Origin of the sequence: Streptomyces sp. NPDC093097, assembly GCF_044754325.1 — a bacterium.
In the GTDB taxonomy this organism is placed as follows: Bacteria; Actinomycetota; Actinomycetes; order Streptomycetales; family Streptomycetaceae; genus Streptomyces.
In genome coordinates this window covers 26,675-50,287 of sequence record NZ_JBIVOW010000035.1, presented here as the reverse complement: position 1 = coordinate 50,287, position 23,613 = coordinate 26,675, and the positions used below count along the sequence as shown (strand labels likewise).

6 protein-coding genes are annotated in these 23,613 nt (G+C 74.3%); all 6 read right to left on the bottom strand.

Annotated features, from left to right (window positions below; genetic code table 11):
• Window positions 1-53: 53 nt before the first annotated feature.
• Window positions 54-743, bottom strand: a complete 690-nt coding sequence (locus ACIQE0_RS36395) for a class I SAM-dependent methyltransferase (protein ID WP_366336272.1) — start codon at window positions 741-743, stop codon at window positions 54-56.
• 165 nt (window positions 744-908) lie between these two features.
• Window positions 909-7,643, bottom strand: coding sequence for a type I polyketide synthase (locus tag ACIQE0_RS36390; protein ID WP_402340012.1), 6,735 nt, complete (start codon window positions 7,641-7,643; stop codon window positions 909-911).
• A 60-nt stretch (window positions 7,644-7,703) separates the two neighbouring features.
• On the bottom strand, window positions 7,704-14,186 hold the full coding sequence (locus ACIQE0_RS36385; protein ID WP_402340042.1) for a type I polyketide synthase: 6,483 nt from the start codon (window positions 14,184-14,186) through the stop codon (window positions 7,704-7,706).
• A 152-nt stretch (window positions 14,187-14,338) separates the two neighbouring features.
• On the bottom strand, window positions 14,339-15,559 hold the full coding sequence (locus ACIQE0_RS36380) for a cytochrome P450 (RefSeq protein ID WP_366336266.1): 1,221 nt from the start codon (window positions 15,557-15,559) through the stop codon (window positions 14,339-14,341).
• A gap of 105 nt (window positions 15,560-15,664) precedes the next feature.
• Window positions 15,665-17,758, bottom strand: coding sequence for an aminodeoxychorismate synthase component I (gene pabB / locus ACIQE0_RS36375; protein ID WP_402340009.1), 2,094 nt, complete (start codon window positions 17,756-17,758; stop codon window positions 15,665-15,667).
• A gap of 35 nt (window positions 17,759-17,793) precedes the next feature.
• A complete protein-coding gene (locus ACIQE0_RS36370; RefSeq protein ID WP_402340006.1) occupies window positions 17,794-23,562 on the bottom strand; it encodes a type I polyketide synthase in 5,769 nt (1,922 codons plus the stop codon).
• Window positions 23,563-23,613 lie beyond the last annotated feature (51 nt).

Here is a 23,613-nt window from a genome sequence, read left to right as displayed (position 1 = left end):
ACGCCCATTGCCTTCATTCCTGTTGCCGGGCCACACCGCCCACTTCTTCCGCCTCAGCCCGCCGTCCAGGCCCGCCAGATGCCCACGCAGCCGCGCGAGGTCAGCTGGAAGCGGTCGAAGTGCCGGGCCAGTTGGTCGCGGAGGTCGTCGTAGTCGTCCTGGTCGTTGTGGAAGGCGCCCTGTTTGTTGAGCCAGTTCATGGTCCAGCGGCCGCGGACGCTGACCGGGACGCCGGAGGACAGCACGGTGGCGCCGAAGACGACGCCGCCAGGGCGGACCACGGCCGCGGCGTTCTTGAGGGCGATGCCCTTCTCCTTGATGCTGCCGGGGACGCAGTGGAGCAGGTAGTTCATACCGACGGAGTCCATGGACCGCTCGGGGAGCGGCAGGGGCTCAAGGACGTTGGCCCGGACCATGGTGACGTCGTAGCGGCGGAGGCGGTGGGCCGTGTGCGCCAGGGAGTTGGGGTTGAGGTCGACGAGGGTGATCCGAGGGTTGTCGACCGGGAACGTGGCGTGGTCGAGGAGGTAGCCGGTGCCGACACCGATCTCCACATGGTCGGTGCCGACGCAGGTGTCGTACAGCTGACGGGAGACGGCCGGCGGGCACTGCCAGGCGAGGGGCGCGGTGCCCCGGAAGACCGCGAGGTCGTACAGGTTGAGGAACGACTTCGTGTAGCCGGACTGCCCTTCGATGACGTCCTGGTCGAGAAGCTGGGTGGAGCTTGCGCTGGTAGTGGTCATCTTGTTCCTCATCAGTTCGGGGAGTCGGGCATCCGGCAGACTCCCTGTGGTAGCCGGCGGCAGGTGAGCACTCTTTGTTCCCGGGCGTCGAGTCCGGATGAGAGACCGTGCCCCTGCCGTTCGGCCCGGAGAGTTGATCGCTCTCATGTCGAGACCTTCGCGTCCTCAGTGAAGGACCTTGAGCCAGTCGTGTACGGAGCGCAGGGTGGACGCGCTGTGCTCACGAATGATCGAGAAGTGGCTTCCGGCCGTGTCGACGCTGCTGTGCGGGTGGTTCCAGCACGTGCGCCAGTCGTCCGGCGCCCCGTCGAAGGGGGGTTCCACGGCCCGGACGAGCAGCGTCGGCGCGCTGATGTCCGCCGGGGTCCAGCCGTGGAACAGGCGGGCGTAGTGGGCCATGGCCGTGAGGTAGGCGTCGTCCTGGGTCCCCTCGATCCAGAGGACATCGCCCTCCCCTGTGGTGCGGGACCGGCCGATGTGGGCGTGGAGGTGCGGGAGCATCGCACTGTCCGGGTGGTGGCTGTCCAGGAGGACGACGGCGGCGGGGGCGGCGCCGCGCTCCTCCAGGGCGGCCGCGGTGGCGTGAGCGAGCCAGCCGCCCGCCGAGTAGCCGACCAGGACGGCCGGTTGACCGTCGGCGCACTCCTGGACGCTGTCGGCCTGGAGCCGGGCCAGCGCCCCGACGGAGGCGGGGAGCGGTTCCTGCCAGGTGAACCCGGGGGCCGGCAGGACCCAGATGTCGCGCTCGCCGTCGGAGGCGGCGGCCAACCGGGCGTACTGATGGGCTCCCGAGCCGCCGGCGAACGTCGGGAAGCAGATCAGCCGGGCGAGTGCGGAGCCGCGGGCGAGGCGGACGTGCGGGAGGCGGAACCGCTCCTCGGGCGCGTCGAAGGTGGGGCGGAAGTCCGCGACGCGCAGCACCAGTTCCTGAAGCTCCTCGGTGCGGCCCAGTTCATGGGCACGGGCGAAGAGCGGAGCCAGGGTGGACGGGGCGTCGGCGGTGCCGTTCCCGGGGGTGTCCGTGGAGTCCGCCGTCGGCCGCTGGGCGGCCAGGTGCCGGGTGAGGGCGGTGATCGTCGGGTGCTGGAAGACGAGGGACGGGGGCAGCCGGAGGCCGGTGTCCGCCCCGAGGCGGTTGCGCAGGTCCACCGCGGTCAGCGAGTCGAAGCCCAGCTCGGGGAGGGGGGTTTCGTCGTCGACGGAGGCGGTGTCGGCCAGTCGGAGGACCTTGGCGACGTGCTCGCGGACCAGTGCGGCGACGATCCCTTCCCGCTCGTCCTCCGCCGCGGCGGCCAGGCGCTCACGGAACTCCCGACCCCGCTCGCCGCCCGCGCCACCGCCGGTCTCCCGGGAGCCGACGGCACCGTAGGAGACCCCGGTCAACTCGGGCCAGAACCGCTGGCGTTGGAAGGCGTAGGTGGGGAGTTCCACCAGGTTCGCTCCGCTGTCGGCGAGCATGCGCTCCCAGTCCGTCGCGATGCCCCTGACGTGGAGCCGGGCCAGCGCGTCGAGGAGCGTGGCGAATCCGCCGTCGGCACTATGGGTCGGCACCACGAGGACGTCGTCGTCGCCGCCGGGAGCCTGCTCCGCCGCCGGCGGGCCGATCCGCAGGATCTCGCGCACTCCCTCGGCGGCCAACCACCGTACGGCGCCCGCCGGTTCGCCGGTACCGCTCCAGTGCTCCGGGGAGCGCAGCTCCTCTGGTGCGACGGGGCGGCCGGTCCGGCTGGAGACCAGGGGAACGGCCGGCGGACGCACGGGCAGGTCGGCGGCGACGCAGGCCCGGTCCGGGGCGGTGACCAGGGCCGCCGCGTCGGTCAGGGACAGCACGCCAGCGCAGTGCGCGGCGGCCACTTCGCCGACGCCGTGGCCGACGAGGAAGCCGGGGCGCAGGCCCCAGTGCTCCATGAGCCGGAACAGTGCCACGTCCTCGGCGAAGAGCGCGGCCCGGGCGAGGACCGGGTCGTCCGGCGCCTCACGGTCCCCGGTGAGGACCTCCCCCAGCGGGCGGTCGAGGTGGGCGGCGAGGACGGCGGCCACCTCGTCCACGGCCGAGGCGAACGCCGGTGCCCGGAGGTACAGTTCCCGGGCCAGTCCGCCGCGCCCACCGGACTCCCCGGTGAAGAGCAGTGCCGCCCGGCCCCGTGCACGGGCCGTGCCCCGGACGAGGGAGGCCGAGGCGTCGTCCGCCGCCAGGGCCGTCAGGGCCGCCAGCAGTTCGTCGCGGTCCCGGCCAAGGAGCACAGCGCGGTGTTCCAGACCGGCCCGGGTGGCGGCCAGCGAGCGGGCGATGTCGGCCGCCGGCAGGTCGGGGTGTTCGCCCGCGAATCCGCACAGCCGCTCGGCCTGGGCCCGTAGGGCCTTCCCGGTGCGGCCCGACAGCACCCAGGGCAGGGCGGGGAGTTCGGCGGCGGGGTACCCGGCCGCTCCGGTGACGGAGTCGTTCGGGGCCTGTTCCAGGACGACGTGGGCATTGGTGCCGCTGATGCCGAAGGCCGAGACGCCGGCCCGGCGGGCCCGGCCCTGGTCCGGCCACTTCCGGGCCTCGGTGAGCAGTTCGACGCCGCCCGCGGTCCAGTCGACGTGCGGGGTCGGGTCGTCGACGTGGAGGGTGGGCGGCAGGACGCCGCGGTCCATGGCCATCACCATCTTGATGACACCGCCGACGCCGGCCGCGGCGGCGGTGTGGCCGAGGTTGGACTTCACCGAGCCGAGCCACAGCGGGGCGTGGGCCGGCCGGTCCTGACCGTAGGTGTCCAGGAGGGCCTCGGCCTCGATGGGGTCGCCGAGGGTGGTGCCGGTGCCGTGGGCCTCGACGGCGTCGACGTCCCGGCCGGTGAGGCCGGCGTTGGCGAGGGCCTGGCGGATGACGCGCCGCTGGGCGAGGCCGTTCGGGGCGGAGAGGCCGTTGCTGGCGCCGTCCTGGTTGGTGGCGGTGCCGCGGATCAGCGCCAGGACGGGGTGTCCGTGGCGGCGGGCCTCGGAGAGGGGCTCGATGAGGAGCACGCCGACTCCCTCGCCCCAGCCGGTGCCGTCGGCGGCCGCGGCGAACGCCTTGCAGCGTCCGTCGGGTGCCAGCCCGCCCTGCTGGCTGAACTCCACGAACGCCCCGGGGGTGGAGAGGATGGTGGCCCCGCCCACCAGGGCGGAGGTGCAGTCGCCTTGGCGCAGGGCCTGGACGGCGAGGTGGAGGGCGACCAGGGAGGAGGAACAGGCGGTGTCGACGGTGATGGCGGGCCCTTCGAGGCCGAAGGTGTAGGCGAGGCGGCCGGAGGCGACGCTGTTGGAGGTGCCGGTCATCAGGTGGCCGGCGGTGTCGTCGGGAGCGGACTGGAGCAGCGGCAGGTAGTCCTGGCCGGCGATGCCGACGAAGACGCCGGTGAGGCTGCCGCGGACGGACTCGGGCGACAGCCGGGCCCGTTCGAAGACCTCCCAGGTGACCTCCAGGAGGAGGCGCTGCTGCGGGTCCATGGCCAGCGCCTCGCGGGGACTGATGCCGAACAGGAGGGGGTCGAACCGGTCGGCGTCGCGCAGGAAGGCGCCGCGGCGGACGTAGGTGCGTCCCTGCCGGCCGGGCTCGGGGTCGTAGAGGTCCGTGGCCCAGCCGCGGTTGGCCGGGAAGGAGGAGGTGGCGTCGCGGCCCGAGGCGACCAGGTCCCACAGCTGTTCGGGGGTGGCGACGTCACCGGCGTAGCGGCAGCCCATGGCGACGATGGCGATCGGCTCATCGGCGACGAGTGCGGTACGCACCGGTTCGGCGGTGTGCCGGCCGGTGTCGGTCAGCCGGTCGAGCAGGTGGGCGGCGAGCTTCTCGGGGGTGGGGTGGTCGAAGGCGGCGGCCGGGGGCAGGCGGACGCCGGTGGCGGTGTCGAGCCGGTTGCGGAGCTCCATCGCGGTCATGGAGACGAAGCCGAGGTCGGTGAAGGGCCGGGTGACGTCGACGTCGGCCGCGCAGGCCAGGTTGAGGACGGCGGCGGCGTGCTCGCGGACGGTCTCCAGGACGACGCGTTCCCGCTCGGTGGGCGGGAGGCCGTCCAGGCGGCCGCGGAAGCCGGTGGGCTCGTTCTCCTCGTCGTCCTCCCACACGGCCGCGGCCGGAGCCGCTCCGGGAGAGGCCGACCTGGGGACGGTCTCCAGCCAGTAGCGGCGGCGCTGGAAGGCGTGGGTCGGGAGGTCGACGACCCGGCGTCCCCGCCCGAGTTGGGCCGTCCAGTCCACCGGGACCCCGCACACCTGGGCCTCGGCGACGGAGGTCAGGAAGCGCTGGAGGCTTCCTTCGTTGCGGCGCAGCGAGGCCAACACGACGCCACCGATGGCGGTGTCGTCGAGGACCTCCTCGACGGACACGGCGATGACGGGGTGGGGGCTCATCTCGACGTAGGTGCGGTGTCCGGCGGCGACGAGCCGGCGCAGGGCGGGGTCGAACTGGACGGTCCGGCGCAGGTTGCGGTACCAGTACGCGGCGTCGAGCCCGGCGGTGTCGATCACGTCGCCGGTGACGGTGGAGAAGAACGGGATCGCGACCGTTCGGGGGGTGATCCCGGCGAGCAGCGGGGCGAGTTCGGCCTCCAGGGATTCGACGTGGGCGGAATGGGAGGCGTAGTCGACCGCGACGCGGATGGCGCGGACGCCTTCCTGTTCGGCGGCGGCCAGCAGTTCGTCCAGGGCCTCGGTTTCGCCGGAGACGACCACGGACGAGGGGCTGTTGACGGCGGCGATCGACAGGCGCACACCCCAGGTGGCGAGGCGTTCGCGGGCCCGGTCGGCGGGGAGGGCGAGGAAGGCCATGCCGCCGCGGCCGGAGAGGCGTTCGGCGACGAGGCGGGAGCGCAGGGCGACGATCTGGGCGCCGTGTTCGAGGGAGAGGGCGCCGGCGACGCAGGCGGCCGCGATCTCGCCCTGGGAGTGGCCGACGACGGCGCCGGGTTCGATGCCGTAGGAGCGCCAGAGGGCGGCCAGCGAGACCATCATGGCCCACAGGGCGGGCTGGACGACGTCGACGCGGTCCAGGGAGCCGCCGCCGTCGGTGCCGCGGACGACGTCGACCAGGGAGAAGTCGACATGGGGCTCGACGGCGGCGGCGCACTCATGGAGCTTGTCGCGGAAGACCGGGGCGTCGCGGTACAACTCCGCGGCCATGCCGATCCATTGGGCGCCCTGGCCAGGGAAGACGAAGACGGGCTTGCCTGGTTCGGTGGCGACGCCCTCGACCAGGCCGGGGGCGCTCCTGCCCTCGGCGAGCGCGGCGAGGCCGTTGAGGTAGTCGTCGCGGTGGGTGCCGAGGACGACGGCGCGGTGGTCGAAGTGGGTCCGCGCGGCCAGCAGGGTGTGGCCGACGTCCGGCGGGGAGAGCTCCGGGTGGTCGAAGACGTGGTCGCGCAGCCGGGCCGCCTGATCGCGGAGGCCGCGGGCGGTGCGGGCGGAGACGGTCCAGGGCCAGGGGGCGGGTCCGGCGGGCTGGTCGGCGCGCCGCTCCGCGGGGGCGTTTGGTTCCCGGCCGTCGGCGGGGGTGGGGTGGTCCTGGGCCTGTTCCAGGATGAGGTGGGCGTTGGTGCCGCTGATGCCGAAGGAGGAGACGCCGGCTCGGCGGGGGCGGCCGTCGCTGGGCCAGTCGCGAGCCTCGGTGAGGAGTTCGACGGCGCCGGCGGACCAGTCGACGTGCGGGGTGGGTTCGTCGGCATGGAGGGTGGGCGGCAGGACGCCCTTGCGCAGGGCCATCACCATCTTGATCATGCCGCCGACGCCGGCGGCGGCCTGGGTGTGGCCGATGTTGGACTTCAGCGAGCCCAGCCAGAGGGGTTCGCCGTCGGGGCGGTCCTGGCCGTAGGTGGCCAGAAGGGCCTGTGCCTCGATGGGGTCGCCAAGGGCGGTGCCGGTGCCATGGGCCTCGACGGCGTCGATGTCGGCCGGGCCGAGTTTGGCGTTGGCGAGGGCAGCGCGGATGACGCGCTGCTGGGACGGGCCGTTGGGGGCGGTCAGGCCGTTGGAGGCGCCGTCCTGGTTGACGGCGGAACCGCGGATGACGGCCAGGACCGGGTGTCCGTTCCGGCGGGCGTCGGACAGCCGCTCCAGAAGGAGCATGCCGACGCCCTCGCCCCAGCCGGTGCCGTCGGCGGCGGCGGAGAACGCCTTGCAGCGGCCGTCCACGGCCATCCCGCGCTGGCGGCTGAACTCGATGAACATGCCGGGGGTGGCCATGACGGCGACGCCGCCGGCCAGGGCCAGGCCGCACTCGCCCTGCCGTAGCGACTGGACGGCCTGGTGGAGGGCGACCAGGGACGCCGAGCAGGCGGTGTCCACGGTGACCGCGGGGCCTTCGAGGCCGAAGGTGTAGGCGAGGCGGCCGGACATGACGCTGGCGAGGAAGCCGGTCGAGTAGCCCTCCAGGTTCTCACGGGAATCACGGACCAGGAAGGCGTACTCCTGGCTGCTGGTGCCGACGAAGACGCCGGTGCGGCTGCCGCGCAGGGCGGCCGGAGTGACGCCGGCGCGCTCGAAGGTCTCCCAGGTGACCTCCAGGAGCAGGCGCTGCTGGGGGTCCAGGGCCAGGGCCTCACGCGGACTGATGCCGAACAGCCCGGCGTCGAAGGAGGCGACGTCGTTAAGGAAGCCGCCCTTCTGGGCATAGGTCTTCCCGGCCCGGTCGGGGTCGGGGTCGTAGAGGCCGTCCAGGTCCCAGCCGCGGTCGGCGGGGAACGGCGTCACCGCGTCCTGTCCCGTGACGACCAGGCGCCAGAGGTCCTCGGGCGAGCGGACGTCGCCGGGGAAGCGGCAGCCCATCGCCACGACCGCGACGGGTTCGCCCGCGGCGTCCTCGATTTCCTTCAGGCGGCCGCGCGTCTCGTGGAGGTCGGCGGTCACCTTCTTGAGGAAGTACCTGACCTTGTCGTCGCTCACCATGTGAATCCACCTCGTGTCGAAGTCACCGTTGTCCCCTCGCACCCGGGATGCGACACGGGATCATGAGATGCCGAGTTCCTTGCTGATGAAGTCGATGACTTCGTCGTCGGTCGCCTGGTCGAGTGCGCCGACGAGGGTCGTCGCGTCGTCCTGGGCGCGGGGGTCCCCGCCCCACTGCCTGGCGAGCGCCCGCAGCCGGGCCGCCACCCGTTCCCGTTCGCCGTCGTCGAGCCGGACGGTGGCGAGTTCGGCGGCCCATTCGTCGAGGCGGGCGAGGAGGGGGGCGACGGGCGAGCCCAGGCCGACCAGCAGGATGCCTTCGACATGGTCGGTGAGGGCGGCCGGGGTCGGGTGGTCGAACACGAGCGTGGTGGGCAGGGTCAGTCCGGTCGCGGCGTTGAGGCGGTTGCGGAGCTCGACGGCGGTGAGCGAGTCGAACCCGAGGTCCTTGAAGGCGCGTTGGGGTTCCACGCCCTCGGGGTCGGCATGGCCGAGGACCAGGGCGACCTGGCCGCGCACCACGTCCAGCAGGGCCTGGTGGCGGTCCTCGGGCGCGAGGGCCCCCAGGCGGTCGCGCAGGGTGTCCACGGCCGGGGCCGGCGCGGCCTCCGTGGCGGCGGCGTGGACCAGACCGCGCAGGGGTGCGGCGAGGGATCCGCTCGCGGCGGTGGCGCGCAGGGCCCGGGTGTCCAGGCGCACCGGCAGCAGGACCGGTCGGCCGGAGGCGAGGGCCGTGTCCAGGAGGGCGAGGCCGTCGTCGGCGGTCAGGCCGGTGATGCCGGAGCGCTTCATGCGGTCCAGGTCGGCCCGGGCCAGGTCGGCGGCCATGCCTCTGGTTCCGGACCACATGCCCCAGGCGAGTGAGGTGGCGGCCAGGCCCTGGTCGTGGCGGTGGGCGGCCAGCGCGTCCAGGAAGGCGTTGGCGGCCGCGTAGTTGGCCTGGGCGCCGGCGCCCAGCGTGCCGGCGACGGAGGAAAAGACCGCGAAGGCGGCCAACTCCCGGTCCCGGGTGAGCTCGTGGAGGTGCCAGGCGCCGACGGCCTTGGGCCGGAAGACGGTGTCGATCCGCTCCGGCGTCAGGGACTCCAGGAGGCCGTCGTCCACCACACCCGCCGTGTGCACCACGGCGGTCAGGGGGTGTTCGGCCGGAACGGCGGCCAGCAGGCCGGCCACTGCGGCCCGGTCGGCGACGTCGCAGGCCACGGCCCGTACCGTCGTCGCGCCCAACGCCGCGAGCTCGTCGGTGAGTTCCGCCATGCCCTCGGCGTCGGGGCCGCGGCGGCTGGCCAGGACCAGGTGTCCGACCTCATGGGTGCGGACCAGGTGCCGGGCCACCTGGGCTCCGAGCGCCCCGGAGGCGCCGGTGACCAGGACGGTCCCGTCGGGATTCCAGGCGGGCGGCACCGTGAGGACGATCTTGCCGATGTGGCGTGCCTGGGAGAAGTGGCGGAACGCCTCGGGGGCCTGCCGGACGTCCCAGGTGGTCACCGGGATCGGCCGGAGATGCCCGCCGTCGAACAGGGCGAGGATCTCCGCCAGCATCCCGGCGATGCGCTCCGGTCCGGCGTCCATCAGGTCGAACGCGCGGTAGGCGACGCCCTCGTACGCGGCCGCGACCTCGTCGGTGTCCCGGATGTCGGTCTTGCCCATCTCGATGAACCGGCCGCCCGGGCGGACCAGCCGCAGTGACGCGTCCGCCATCTCCCCGGCCAGGGAGTTGAGGACCACGTCCAGCCCATGGCCGCCGGCCGTCGCGGCGAACCGCGCCTCGAACTCACCGTTGCGCGAGGAGGCGAGGTGCTCGTCGTCGACGCCCAGGCCGCGCACCGTGTCCCACTTGGCGGGGCCGGCCGTCGCGAACACCTCGGCGCCGAGGTGCCGCGCCAGCTGGACGGCGGCCATGCCGACGCCGCCGGCCGCGGCGTGCACCAGCACGCGGTCGCCCGGCCGCACGCCGGCCAGGTCGACCAGGCCGTAGTAGGCGGTGAGGAAGGCGACCGGGACGGAGGCGGCCCGGTCGAAGGACCAGCCCTCGGGGATCCGGGCGAGCATCCGGTGGTCGGCGACCGCGACCGGGCCGAGGCTGCCGCGTGCCAGGCCCAGGATCCGGTCGCCGACGGCGAGTCCGGTGACGTCCGGCGCCGTCTCGGTGACCACGCCCGCGATCTCGCCGCCCAGCGACCGCTGGTCGGGCACCATGCCCAGGGCCATCACCACGTCCCGGAAGTTCAGGCCGGCGGCGCGCACCGCGACCCGGACCTGTCCGGGCGCCAGCGGGGCGGCGGCCTCGGGGAACGGGGTGAGGGCCAGGTCGTCGACGGCGTTGCCGGCGCCGGTCCGCTCCAGGTGCCACTCCCGGGTGCCGGGCGGCGGCACCAGACTGCCCGCCGGGACGCCGCGGGCCAGCCTGGGCACCAGCACCCGGCCCTCCCGGACGGAGAGTTGGGGCTCGTCCGCGGTCGGGAGCGAGGGCAGGGCCGCCGTCGAGGCGGCGTGCCCGTCGAGGTCGGCCAGTACGAAGCGGCCGGGGTGCTCTGCCTGCGCGGAGCGCACCAGTCCCCAGACCGCGGCGGCGGCCGGGTCGGTGACCGGCTCCCCCGCGGTGACGGGCATGGCGCCCCGGGTCAGCAGGACCAGGCGGGCCGGGGCCAACCGCTCCTCGGCGAGCCAGCCGTGGAGCACGGCGAGGACGCGGCCGGTCAGAGCGCGCGCGGCGGCCGCCTTGTTCTCGGCGGTCTCGGCGTCGCCGGCGCCGTCGCCTCGGCAGGACAGCAGGACGAGGTCGGGCACAGGCTCGCCGGCGCCGATCGCCGCGGTCAGCGCACCGAGGTCGGCGAAGGCCGGGGCCGACAGGGCGGTGGCCAGCTTCTCGTCGCCGAGGACGGCGCAGCGCACGGCCGCCGAAGCGGCCGTGGCCGGCGTCCAGTCGAGGTGGAAGAGGGCGTCCTGGGCGCGGGAGGCACGGAGTTGTCGGACGGAGACGGGCCGACTCACCAGGGATTCGACCGAGGCCACCGGGGCGCCGTGCCCGTCCCACAGGGCGAGGGCGACGGTGTCCGTCCCCGTCGGGGTCAGACGTACGCGCAGCGCCGGTTCGCCGCCGCCGTGGAAGGTCACCTCCTGCCAGGAGAACGGGATGCGCACCTGTGGCGGGGCGGCGCCGTCCCGGCGGAGGAGGGCGGTGTGCAGGGCGGCGTCGAGGAGCGCCGGGTGGACGCCGTAGCGGCCGGCGCCGGACCGCACCGCCTCGGGGAGGGCGATCTCCGCGAGCACCTCGTCGCCGAGCCGCCAGGCGCGGGAGAGGCCGCGGAAGGCGGGGCCGTAGGCGAAGCCGGCGGCCGCCAGGTCCGCGTAGAACCCGTCGAGGGAGACGGGTTCGGCGCCGGCGGGCGGCCAGGCGGCGCCGGGCCCGGCCGGGGCGGGGGCGGCCTCCGGGGCGAGGATGCCACGGGCGTGGCAGACCCAAGGCTCGTCCGCCGCGGCGTCCTCGGGGCGGGAGTGGACGGCGAGCGGGCGGTGGCCCTGCTCCCCGGCGGGTCCCACCCGCACCTGGAGGTGGACGGCGCCCCGGTCGGGGAGGTTCAGCGGGGCTTCCTGGGTCAGTTCGAGCAGGCGGCGGCAGCCGAGTTCGACGCCGGCGCGGACGGCCAGTTCGACCACGGCGGTACCCGGGACGAGCGTGGCGCCGAGGACGACGTGGTCCGCGAGCCAGGTCTCGGTGCGGCGCGACAGCCGACCGGTGAGGGCGGTGCCCTGGTCGTCGGCGAGTTCCAGGGCGGCGCCGAGCAGCGGGTGGCCGAGTTTGGTGAGGCCGGCCGCGGTCACGTCGGCGTCGGGGCCGGGCTGGTTCCAGGGGAAGCGGCGGCGCTGGAAGGCGTAGGTGGGCAGGTCCACCCGGCGGGCGCCGGTGTCCATGAGGAACCGGGTCCAGTCGACCGGGACACCGTGGACGTACGCCTCGGCCACCGCGGCAAGCGCGGTGTCGGCCTCGGGGCGGCCGCCGCGCGACACGGCGGCGAGCACGGCGGAGGTGGCGCCGGGTTCCGCGGCGAGGCAGTCCTGGACCATGGCCGTCAACACTCCGGCCGGGCCCACCTCCAGGAACGCGCGCACGCCCTCGTCCAGGAGCCGGCGGACGCCGTCGTGGAAACGGACGGTCTCGCGGGCGTGGCGGACCCAGTACGCGGGCGAGCACAGCTGGTCGGCGCCGGCGACCTCGCCGGTGAGGTTGGAGACGACCGGGATGCGGGGCGGGTGGAAAGCGAGCTTCTCGGCAACCCGGCCGAACTCCTTGAGCATGCCGTCCATCTGCGAGGAGTGGAAGGCGTGGCTAACCTGGAGCCGCTTGGTCCTGCGGCCCCGGTCCCGCCAGTGCGCGACGCAGCCCAGCACGGCCCCTTCGGCGCCGGACACCACGACGGCGTCGGGTCCGTTGACGGCGGCGAGGGACAGTTCACCGGCGTGTTCCGTCAACCAGGGCAGGATCTCCGCCTCGGTCGCCTGGATCGCCACCATGGCGCCGGCGCCGGAGAGTTCCTGCATCAGCCGACCGCGGGCGGCGACGAGTGCGCAGGCGTCCGCCAGTGACAGAACGCCGGCGGCGTGTGCGGCGGCGAGTTCACCGATGGAGTGGCCCAGCAGCAGGTCGGGGGTGAGGCCCCAGTGGGTGAGCAGGCGGAAGGTGGCGACCTCGTGCGCGAACAGGGCGGTCTGGGTGTAGGCGGTCTGTTCCAGGAGGGCGGCCTCGGGGGTGCCCTCGGCGGCGAACAGCACATCCTTCAGCGGGCGGTCCAGGTGCGGGTCCAGCTGGCGGCAGACCTCGTCGAGGGCCTCGGCGAACACCGGGAAGGCGGCGGCCAGTTCGCGTCCCATGCCGGGGCGCTGGCTGCCCTGGCCGGAGAAGAGAAAGGCCAGTCGGCCGTCGGCCACGGTCCCCCGGACGACGCCGGGGGCGGGGCGGTCCTCGGCCAGCGCCGTGAGTCCGGCGAGGTGGCCCTCGCGGTCGGCGGCCCACACCACGGCCCGCTGGTCGAGGGCCGCGCGGGAGGTCGCCAGGGACCAGCCGACATCAGCCGGCCGCAGCTCCGGACGGGCCACCACCTCGGCGGCCAGCCGCTCCGCCTGGCCGCGCAGGGCGCGGTCGCCACGAGCGGCGATCACCCAGGGCACCCGGTGCGGCTGCGGGCCCGGGGCGGCCTGCTCCCCCTCGGCGGTGTCGTCGGCGGGGGCCTGTTCCAGGATCACATGGGAGTTGGTGCCGCTGATCCCGAAGGAGGAGATACCGGCCCGGCGCGGGCGGCCGGTCCGAGGCCAGTCGTGGTTCTCGCCGAGCACCCGGACCCCGCCGGAGGTCCAGTCCACGTACGAGGAGGGCTCGTCGGCGTGCAGGGTCTTGGGGAGCACCCCGTGCCGGACCGCCATCACCATCTTGATCAGGCCGGCGATGCCGGCCGCGCCCTGGGTGTGGCCCAGGTTGGACTTGACCGAGCCCAGCCACAACGGCTGGTCCGCGGGCCGGCCCTGGCCGTAGGTCGCCAGCAGCGCCTGGGCCTCGACCGGGTCGCCCAGCTGGGTGCCGGTGCCGTGCGCCTCGACGGCGTCGATGTCGGCCGGGCCGAGTTTGGCGTTGGCGAGGGCGGCGCGGATGACGCGCTGCTGGGACGGGCCGTTGGGGGCGGTCAGGCCGTTGGAGGCGCCGTCCTGGTTGACGGCGGAACCGCGGATGACGGCCAGGACCGGGTGTCCGTTCCGGCGGGCGTCGGACAGCCGCTCCAGCAGCACCAGGCCGGCACCCTCGCCGAAGCCGGTACCGTCCGCCGCGTCGGAGAACGCCTTGCACCGGCCGTCCGGCGCCAGCCCGCGCTGCCGGCTGAACTCGCTGAAGACGCCGGGCGTCGTCATCACCGTGGTGCCGCCTGCCAGGGCCATCTCGCACTCGCCCTGCCGCAGCGCCTGGACGGCCTGGTGCACGGCCACCAGGGACGCCGAGCAGGCGGTGTCCACGGTGACCGAGGGGCCTTCCAGGCCGAACACGTAGGAGAGGCGTCCCGACAGGACGCTGGCCGCGTTACCGGTCATGTGGTAGCCCTCGGTGCCCTCGGCCGTCCCGACGCCGCTGCCGCCAGCCACGTAGAGGGACCCGACGAAGACCCCGACGGGCCGGCCGCGCAGCGACTCGGGGTCCAGACCGGCCCGTTCGAGGGTCTCCCAGGCGGTCTCCAGCAGCAGTCGCTGCTGAGGGTCCATCGCGGTGGCCTCGCGCGGACTGATCCCGAACAGGTCCGCGTCGAACTCCGCGGCCCCGTCGACGAACCCGCCCTCCAGGGTGTACGTCCGACCGGACTGCTCGGGGTCGAGGAGTTCCTCGACGTTCCAGCCCCGGTCGGCGGGGAACGGCGCCATCGCGTCGGTACCGCTCTCCACCAGTTGCCACAGGTCCTCGGGCGAGGACACTCCCCCCGGGTAACGACATCCCATCGACACCACCGCGACCGGCTCCTGGGTCGACGCCTCCGCGGTGCGCAGGCACTCCCGGGTCTCCAACAGCTCGGCGGTGAGGCGCTTGAGGTATTCCAGCGTCTTGACGTCATTGGTCATGTCGAACGTGCTGCCCTTCAAAGGAGATTCAGGACCTCGTGGAACTCACCGTCGGTGGCACCGAGAGCGCAGTTGGTGCACCATCGGCCCGGGGGACGTCAGGCCGCGCCGAAGCGCAGCGGCAGGGTGTCCGGCCCGGCGACGCCCAGCGCGTGCCGCCAGGTGATCTCACCGACGATCTGCGGCGGGTCCAGCCGGGTGGCCAGCGCCGCCAGGCCCTCGGTGAGTTCGAGCCGGGCGAGCGCCGTGCCCAGGCAGAAGTGCGGGCCGCCGCCGAACGCGAGGGAGGGCGCCTCGCGCTTGACGGTGATGTCGAAGGTGTCGGCGTCAGCGAACACCCGGGGGTCGCGGTGCGCCGCGTGGGCGCACATGAAGACGGGGGTGCCGGTGGGGATGCGGATGCCGTTGACCTCGAAGTCCTCGGCGGCGGTACGGGTGGCGGTGACGGGCAGGGTGGGGCTCCATCGCAGCACCTCCTCGACGGCCTGGGGAGCCAGCTCGGGGTTCTCCTTGAGCTTCATCCACTGGTCGGGGTGCTGGGCGAAGTCGTACATGGCGAGAGCCAGTTGGTGGTTGGTGGTCTCATAACCGGCGACCAGCACGGTGGCGACCAGGGTGCGCAGCTCGTAGTCGTCCAGGGTGCCGTTGCGGAAGGCGCGGACGATGTCAGAGGTGAGGTCGTCGCCCGGCTCCACCTTGCGCTTCTCGATGGCCGCCACCAGATAGTCGAACATCCGGCCGAGGCCCTGCTCAACCTTGGCGAGCGCGTCCTGGTCGTTGGAGAGCGCCAGTCCGAGGTTGGTCTCGATGGAGAGGCGGCCGACGGTGTCGTAGTCCTCCAGCGGGAAACCCAGCAACTGGCACATCACCACGGCGGGCAGCGGGTGGGCGAAGTGCTGCACGAAGTCGAACTCGCCCTTCGGCAGCTTGTCGACCAGCTGCTCCACGGTGGACCGGACGAAGGGCTGCACCTCGGTGATCCGGCGGGGTGTGAAGGGGTGGGTGGCCAGCCCGCGGAGCCGGCGGTGGTCCGCGCCGTCCAGGCTCTGCAGGAAGTCCACCATGAAGTCGCGCACCGGGCCCTGGGGGGTCCCCACCAGCTCCACCAGGCCGCGGAAGCCGGAGACGAGCCGCTTGTCACGGGCCAGTTGGTCGGCCTCGTCGTACCGCAGCACCAGGAGGGCCAGCGGGGTGCGGGCGATCCAGGACTTCTCCCGGGCCTCGGCCACCTCAGGGGAGTCCCAGGCGAAGCTGGGGTCGGTGAAGTCCAGGAACGGCAGATCCGCCCAAGACGGCTCGGCGTGTGCGGTGGTCGACATGTTCGATCCTTCCCTCGGCGTACGGGAGCGGTGCCGCCCCGCGTTCTGTTCCGCGAAATCTGATGCGGTCTTGGAGTCGGTGGCGGTCATGGTCCGGCCGGCCGGTCACCGGGCACCGGCGGGCGCGTCCGTCCCGTTCAGCAGGCCGTGCGCCCGCACCAGCGCATGGCCCTTGAGGAGCACCTCGTCGAACTCCTCGTCAGGGTCCGAGTCCAGGACGATGGCGCCGCCGGCGCCGATGACCGTGCCCGAGCCAGTGGTCACCGCAGTGCGGATGACGATGTTGAGGTCGGCACCGCCGGAGAGCCCGAAGTAGCCGATGGTGCCGGAGTAGATGCCGCGGGCCTCCTGCTCCAGCCGGTCGATGATGGCCGTGGTCCGCAGCTTCGGGGCGCCGGTCATCGAGCCGCCGGGGAAGCAGGCCCGGACGCAGGCGACCGGGTCCACATCGGGCCGCAGCCGGCCCCGGACGGTGGTGACCAGCTGGTGCACCGTGGCGTAAGACTCGGTGACCATATAGGCGGGGACGTCGACGGAGCCGACCTCGCACACCCGGCCCAGGTCGTTGCGGAGCAGGTCGACGATCATGAGGTTCTCGGCCCGGGTCTTGGCGGACGCCGTCAGCGACCGGCGCAGCGCCTCGTCGCTGGCCGGGTCCGCGCCGCGGGGCGCGGTCCCCTTGATCGGTCTGCTCTCGGCGACGCCGTCCGGGGCGATCCGCAGGAACCGCTCCGGGGAGGAGCACACCACGCTCAGCTCGCCATGGCGCAGGAAGGCGCCGTAGGGGGCGGGGTTGTGGCTCCGCAGCAGCAGGTGGTAGCCGAGCGGGTCCTTGACGGCGGGCAGCATGATGCGGTTGGTCAGGCAGATCTCGTAGCTCTCACCGCTGTGCAGTTCGTCGAGGCAGGCACCGATGTCGGCGGTGTACGCGGCGCGGTCGCGGGAGATGCCCCGCTCCGAGGGCGCGGAGGCGGCCGGGGAGGTCCCGTCGGCCGGGGCGGGGTCAGGCAGGACGGCGGCCCGGCGGGCCGTCTCCTCCGCCCAGGCGCGGGCCGCCGCGGTCTCGTCCTCGCCGGTGGTCGTGACAGCCAGGACGTAGGTCCTCTCCTCCTGATGGTCCACCACGACCAGGCGGTCGGTGAAGATCCACACGGCGTCCGGGGTCTCGGCGGTGTGGACGTTGGGACTCCCGCAGTCGCCCTTGAGCTCGTAGCCGAAGTAGCCGACGTAGCCGCCGTTGAGGTCGAAGGGCAGGTCCGGCGTGGTGAGGCGGCGGGTGCGGAGCCGCTGCTGGAGCACGTCGAAGATGCTGCCGGGCTCGGTCCGTTCGCCGTGGGCGTCGCGGACGGCCACCCGGTTCTCGCCGGTGCGGTAGGTCAGGGTCTCGGCCAGGGGGCCGGAGTCGTCGCCGAGGAAGGAGAACCGGGCGCCGCCGATCCCCGGCGCGCTGCTGTCCAGCCAGAAGGAGTTGTCGCCGGCCGCGAACAGCGCGGTGAACAGCTCCGCGGTGTCCACCGCCCGGTCCAGGACCTCGACGACGGGCCGCAGTTCGGGGCCGGTGGCGGGGGTCGCTTCCCGGGCGGGGGCCCAGCGCGGCCGCTCCACCGGCGCGGCCGCGTAGCCGGCGCCGACCAGCCTGGCGAAGTTCTGGAGGAGCTGGGCGCCCCATTCGCTGGCTACGGACTCGGGGTGGAACTGCACGCCCCAGCGCGGCAGGGTGCGGTGCCGCAGCGCCATCACGGTGCCGTCCTCGGCCCAGGCGGTGGCCTCCAGCTCCTCCGGCAGCGGTTCGGTGGCCCGCAGCGAGTGGTAGCGGACCGCGACGAAGTTCTGCGGCAGGCCGTCGAACAGATCCTGGCCGCCGTGGCGGACCTTGGCCAGGTGGCCGTGACGGGGCGTGCCCTCGGTCACCTCCGCGCCATGCCGGTGGGCGATGGCCTGGTGGCCCAGGCAGACGCCCAGGACGGGCACGTCCGTCCAACGGTCCAGGACCTCCTGGCAGAAGCCGAGGTCGGCCGGGTGCTGGGGGCGGCCCGGGCCGGGCGAGATGACCACGCAGTCGAACATGTCCGGGTCGAGCTCCGGCCAGGAGGGGGCGTCGTTGACAAGGACCGTCGGCTCCTTGCCGTACACCTCGGCGATCAGCTGGAACAGGTTGTAGGTGTAGGAGTCGTAGTTGTCTATCAAGAGCACACGCATCGGGCGCCTCCCGGTGGGGTTCGAGCGGGACCGGGCTACTGGCCGAGCTGGTCGTCGATGAAGTCGAAGACTTCCTCCAGGGAGGCCGCCGAGCGGAGCTGCTCGATCGCCTCGCTTCCTCCGCCTGTAGCCGGTGCGGGATCAGGAACGACCGTGTCCGGACGGGACGTTGTCGCCTCGTCGCCGGTGTCCCCTGCCGCTGGCGCGTCCGGCACCAGCAGGGTGCGCAGGTGTCGGCCGAGCGTGACGGGGGTGGGGTGGTCGAAGACCAGGGTGGCCGGCAGGCGCAGTCCCGTGGCGCCGTTGAGCCGGTTGCGCAGTTGCAGGGCGCGCAGCGAGTCGAAGCCGATCTCCACGAAGGTGCGGCGTTCGCCGACGGTCCGCGGGTCGTCGTAGCCGAGGACTGCGGCGACATGGGTGCGGACCAGCGTCAGCAGCTGGGCGTCCTGTGCGGCCTCCGGGGCGCGGGCCAGGCGCGCGGCCAGGGAGTCGCCGGCGGCAGCCTCCGGTGCCGTGGCGCGGGCGGCGGCGCGGCGCACCGGGGTGCGGGCGAGTCCGCGCAGCAGGGGCGGGACGTCGGCGTCGCCGCTGCCGAGGGCCGCGGTGTCCAGGTGCAGGGGGAAGACCACGGGGGCGTCGGTGGCGCGGGCGAGGTCGAGCAGGGCGAGGCCCTGGTCGTCGGAGAGCGGCCGGACGCCGGAGCGGGCCATCCGCCGTACGTCCGCTTCGTCCAGGTCGCCGGTCAGCGCCGATCGGGATTCCCACAGGCCCCAGCCCAGCGCGAGGCCGGAGAGCCCGGCGGCGCGGCGGCGGGTGACCAGGGCGTCCACGAAGGCGTTGGCCGCCGCGTAGCTGCCCTGGCCGGCGGGCCCGAGCACGCTCGACAGGGACGAGAAGGCCACGAACGCCACGTTCGGGTCGGTGACGAGCTGGTGCAGGTGCCAGGCCGCGTCCGCCTTGGGGCGGAGCACGCGGTCGGCGCGCTCAGGGGTCAGCGAGGTGAGGACGCCGTCGTCGAGGGTGCCGGCGAGGTGGACCACGGCCGTCAGCGGCTGGTCGGCCGGGATCGAGGCGAGGGCCCGCTCCAGGACGCCGCGGTCGGCGGCGTCACCGGGCACCAGGTGCAACTCGGCTCCCTGGGCGGTGAGTTCATCCACGAACCCGGCGGCCCCGTCGGTCGCGGCCCCGGAGCGGGAGACGACCATGACGCGCCGGATCCCATGGGAGGCGACGAGATGACGGATGGTCATCCGGCCCAGTACGCCGAGTCCGCCGGTCACCAGGACCGTTCCGTCGGTGCGCCAGAGCGGTCCGCCGGTGGACGCCGGGGTGGTGGCCCGGGTCAGGTGCGGTACCAGGAGGGTGCCCTCGCGCACCGCGGTCCGGGCGTCGCCGCTGTCCACGGCGGCCGGGAGCGCGGCGGCGGAGGCGGCGTGGGCGTCGAGGTCGACCAGGGTGATGCGGTCGGGGTTCTCGGACTGCGCCGAGGCCACCAGCCCCCACACGGCGGCGGCGACGGGGTCGGGCGCGGCACCGGGCGCGGTCGCGACGGCGCCTCGGGTGAGGACGACGAGGCGGGAGGCGGCGAGCCGGTCGTCGGCCAGCCAGTCCTGGACGGCGGCCAGGACGCGGTGGACGGCGTGGTGCGCGGCGGTGGCCGGGTCGGGCTCCGCCGCGACGGCCGGCTGGGCGAGGACGAGGACATCGGGCGCGGGGGCGCCGGTGTCCAGGGCGGCCCGCAGGGCCGCGAGGTCGGCGTGGTGCTCGTGGCCGGCGGCGGTCGCGGGGTCCTCGGGGCCGGTCCAGGCCCAGCGCCGGGCGTCGGGGACGCGGGGTTCGGACCGGGCGGCGGGACGCCATTCCAGCTGGAGCAGCGAGGTGCCGGCCGAGGCCGCGGCCCGGTGCAGGGCCTCGGCTGCCACCGGGCGCATCCCGAGGGACGCCACGGTGGCGACGGGGCGGCCGGTGGGGTCCGTGGCGGTGAGGGACAGCGAGTCGGGTCCGGTGAACCGGATCCGGGCGCGCAGCCGGTCGGCGCCGGCGGCGTGCAGGGCGACACCGTTCCAGGAGAACGGAAGCCGGGTCACCGCGTCGTCCGGGGCCGTGCCGGAGAGTCCGACGAACGCCGCGGCATGCAGCGCCGCGTCGAACAGGGCGGGGTGCAGCCCGTAGCGGCCGGCGTCGCCGCCGCCCTCGGGGAGCCCGACCTCGACGTAGACGTCCCCGTCGAGGCGCCAGCAGCGGCTCAGGCCCTGGAAGGCGGGCCCGTAGTGGAGTCCGTTCTTGGCCAGCTGCCGGTAGCAGTCGTCGAGTGCGACCTCTTCGGCGCCGGCCGGCGGCCACGGCCGGGGGAGGTTCTCGCCGTGCCCGTCGCCGGGGGCAAGGGTGCCCTCGGCGTGCCGGGTCCAGGGTTCGTCGGCGCCGGCGTCGCCCGCGCGGGAGTAGAGGGTGACGGCGCGGCGGCCGGTGACGTCCGGTCCGCCGAGGGTCAGCTGGAGGCGGACGGTGCCCTGTTCGGGCAGGAGGAGCGGGGCTTGGAGGACCAGCTCCTCCAGCAGTTCGCAGCTGGTCTGCGCGCCGGCGTGCAGGGCCAGTTCGACGAGCGCGGTACCGGGCACCACGAGGACGTCGGCGACGCCGTGGTCGGCGAGCCAGGGGTGGGCCGCGGCCGAGAGCGTGCCGGTGTACAGCGTGGTGCCGCTGCCGTCCGCGAGCGGGATCGCGGCGCCGAGGAGGGGGTGGTCCACCCCGTCCAGGCCGGCCGCCCTCACGTCCGCCTGCGGCGCGGCGTCGTCCTCCAGCCAGTAGCGGCGCCGCTGGAAGGCGTAGGTCGGCAAGTCCACCAGGCGGGGGTCGGCGTGATCGAAGGCCGGTGACCAGTCGACGGCGACGCCGTGCGCGTGGGCCTCGCCGACCGCGGCCAGCAGCCGCGCCGGGCCGCCCTCGTTGCGCCGCAGTGAGTCGAGGGTCAGGACGCCGTCGGCGGCCGCGTCGTCGGCCGTCTCCTGGATACCGACCGTCAGCACCGGGTGCGGGCTCATCTCGGCGAAGCCGGTGTGGCCGTCGGCGATCAGCCGGCGGACGGTGCGGTCGAACTGGACGGTCTCGCGGAGGTTGGTGATCCAGTACTCGGTGTCCAGGGCGGTGGTGTCGATGGGCTCGGCGGACACCGTGGAGTAGAACGGCACCGCCGCCCGCTGCGGTTCGACGCCGGCCAGGGCCTCCAGCAAGGTCTCGCGCATCTCGTCGACCTGCGGCGAGTGCGAGGCGTAGTCCACGGGGATCCGCTTGGCGCGCACGCCGTCGGCGGTGAACGCCTCGATGGCCTCGTCCAGCGCCGCGGGGCCGCCCGAGATCACCACGGACCGTGGCCCGTTGACGGCGGCGACCGACACCGGGCCGGGCCGGCGCCCCAGTTCGCGGAGCACCCGGTCGACGGGGGCGGCGACGGAGACCATGCCGCCCCGCCCGGACAGCACCCGCAGTGCCCGGCTGCGGAGGGCAACGATGCGGGCCGCGTCCTCCAGGGAGAGGGCGCCGGCGACGTGGGCGGCGGCGATCTCGCCCTGCGAGTGCCCGACGACGGCGGTGGGTTCCACGCCGAACGACCGCCATACCGCGGCGAGGGAGACCATCACCGCGAACAGAGCGGGCTGTACGACGTCGACGCGCTCCAGGGTGGGCGCGCCGGACCTCCCGCACAGCACCTTGGTGAGCGACCAGTCCGTGTGGGGGGCGAGGGCCTTGTCGCACGCCTCGATCGACTCGCGGAACACCCGTGAGGTGCCCATGAGTTCGGCGGCCATGCCGGGCCACTGGGAGCCCTGGCCGGGGAACACGAAGACGAGGCCGTCGCGGTTGGCGGCGGTGCCCAGGGCGGTGCCCGCGGTCTCCTGGCCGTCGGCGAGGGCGGCCAGGCCGGCGAGCGCCTCGGTGCGGTCCGCGGCCACCACGACGGCCCGGTCCGGCAGGGCGGCCCGCGAGGCCGCCAGCGAGTGGGCGGCGTCCGTGTCCGGCACCTCGGGGTGGGCCGCCAGGAAGTCCCGGACGCGGCGGGCCTGGGCCCGCAGGCCGGCCTCGCCGCGGCCGGAGAGCAGCCAGGGCAGCGGCCGGGCGGCGGCGCCGTCCTCGTCGGACGCCGGGGCCGTCGCGCGCGGCGCCTCGGGCTCGGACTCGGGCTGTTCCAGGATGACATGGGCGTTGGTGCCGCCCACACCGAACGAGGAGACGCCGGCCCGGCGCGGGCGGCCGGTCTCGGGCCAGGGCCGGGCCTCGGTGAGCAGTTCCACAGCGCCGGAGGACCAGTCGACGACGGGGGTCGGCTCGGTGATGTGGAGGCTGCGCGGGAGCTCCCCGTTGCGGAGTGCCATCACCATCTTGATCACGCCGGCGACGCCGGCGGCGGCCTGGGTGTGGCCGATGTTGGACTTCAACGACCCTAGCCACAGTGGCCGTTCGGCGGGCCGGCCCTGGCCGTAGGTGGCGAGGAGGGCCTGGGCCTCGATCGGGTCCCCGAGCCGGGTGCCGGCGCCGTGCGCGTCCACGACGTCCACATCGGCCGTCGTCAGTCCGGCGCCGGCCAGCGCCTGACGGATCACCTGCTGCTGTGCCGGGCCGTTGGGCGCCGTCAGGCCGTTGGACGCGCCGTCCTGGTTGACGGCGGAGCCGCGGACGACGGCCAGGACGTGATGTCCGTTGCGCCGCGCGTCGGAGAGCCGTTCCAGGACCAGCACGCCCACGCCCTCGGACCAGCTGCTGCCGCCCGCGTCGGCGGAGAACGAGCGGGCCCGCCCGTCGGGCGCGAGGCCGCGCTGACGGCTGAACTCGATGTAGCCCCAGGGCGTGGACATCACGGTGACGCCGCCGGCCACGGCAAGCGAGCACTCCCCCCTGCGCAGCGACTCGGCCGCCAGATGCATCGCCACCAGGGAAGACGAGCAGGCGGTGTCCACGGTGACCGCGGGGCCCTCGAAACCGAAGGTGTAGGAGAGGCGGCCGGAGGCGACGCTGGGCATGCTGCCCACCACGCGGTAGCCCTCGGCGCTCGGCGGCACCTGCCGTATCCGGGCGCCGTACTCGCTGTACATCAGGCCGACGAACACACCGGTCCGGCTGCCGCGCAGCGAGGTCGGGTCGATCCTGGCCCCCTCGATGGCCTCCCAGGTCGTCTCCAGCAGAAGCCGGTGCTGGGGGTCGATGGTGACCGCCTCACCGGGGCTGATCGCGAAGAAGTCGGCGTCGAAGTCCGGTGCGTCGTAGAGGAATCCGGCGTGCCGGGTGACCGTGGTGCCGATGTGGTCGGGGTCCGGGTCGTACTCGACGTTCCAGCCGCGGTCGGTGGGGAACTCGGAGATGGCGTCCGTCTCGGTGCGCACCAACTCCCAGAGGTCGTCCGGGGAGCTGACGCCGCCGGGCAGCCGGCAGCCCATGCCCACGATCGCGATCGGCTCGTCGGCCTCCGTGGATCCCGGACCGACGGTGGCCCCGGGGGCGCCGTCGGCGCCGAGCAGCAGGGCGCCGATGCGCTCGGCCAGCGCCCGCGGGGTCGGGTAGTCGAAGACGATGGTCGCGGGGAGGACGAGGCCCGTCGCCTCGCCGAGCAGCTCGCGCAGCCGCGCGGCGGCCCGCCCGCGGATGCCCTGCTCGCCGAAGGCCCGAGCGGGATCGAGCCGCAGCGGGCCGTTCCCGTCGACGACGGCGGAGGCGTGGGTGCGGATCAGGTCCAGCAGCAGACGCTGTCGCTCCCGGCCCCGAGCAACCGCCAGCCGCTGCCGCAGCCGGTCGCCTCCCTCGTGCAGTTCCATCATCGCTTCCTTCCTGGCAGGGTGAGGCGGCCGGTCGTCGTGTTCTGCACT

What these genes read in the sequence shown, in the direction of transcription:
- pabB (WP_402340009.1), bottom strand. Translation starts at nt 17,758, where the DNA reads ATGCGTGTGCTCTTGATAGACAACTACGACTCCTACACCTACAACCTG.
- ACIQE0_RS36390 (WP_402340012.1), bottom strand. Translation starts at nt 7,643, where the DNA reads ATGGTGAGCGACGACAAGGTCAGGTACTTCCTCAAGAAGGTGACCGCC.
- ACIQE0_RS36395 (WP_366336272.1), bottom strand. Translation starts at nt 743, where the DNA reads ATGACCACTACCAGCGCAAGCTCCACCCAGCTTCTCGACCAGGACGTC.
- ACIQE0_RS36380 (WP_366336266.1), bottom strand. Translation starts at nt 15,559, where the DNA reads ATGTCGACCACCGCACACGCCGAGCCGTCTTGGGCGGATCTGCCGTTC.
- ACIQE0_RS36370 (WP_402340006.1), bottom strand. Translation starts at nt 23,562, where the DNA reads ATGGAACTGCACGAGGGAGGCGACCGGCTGCGGCAGCGGCTGGCGGTT.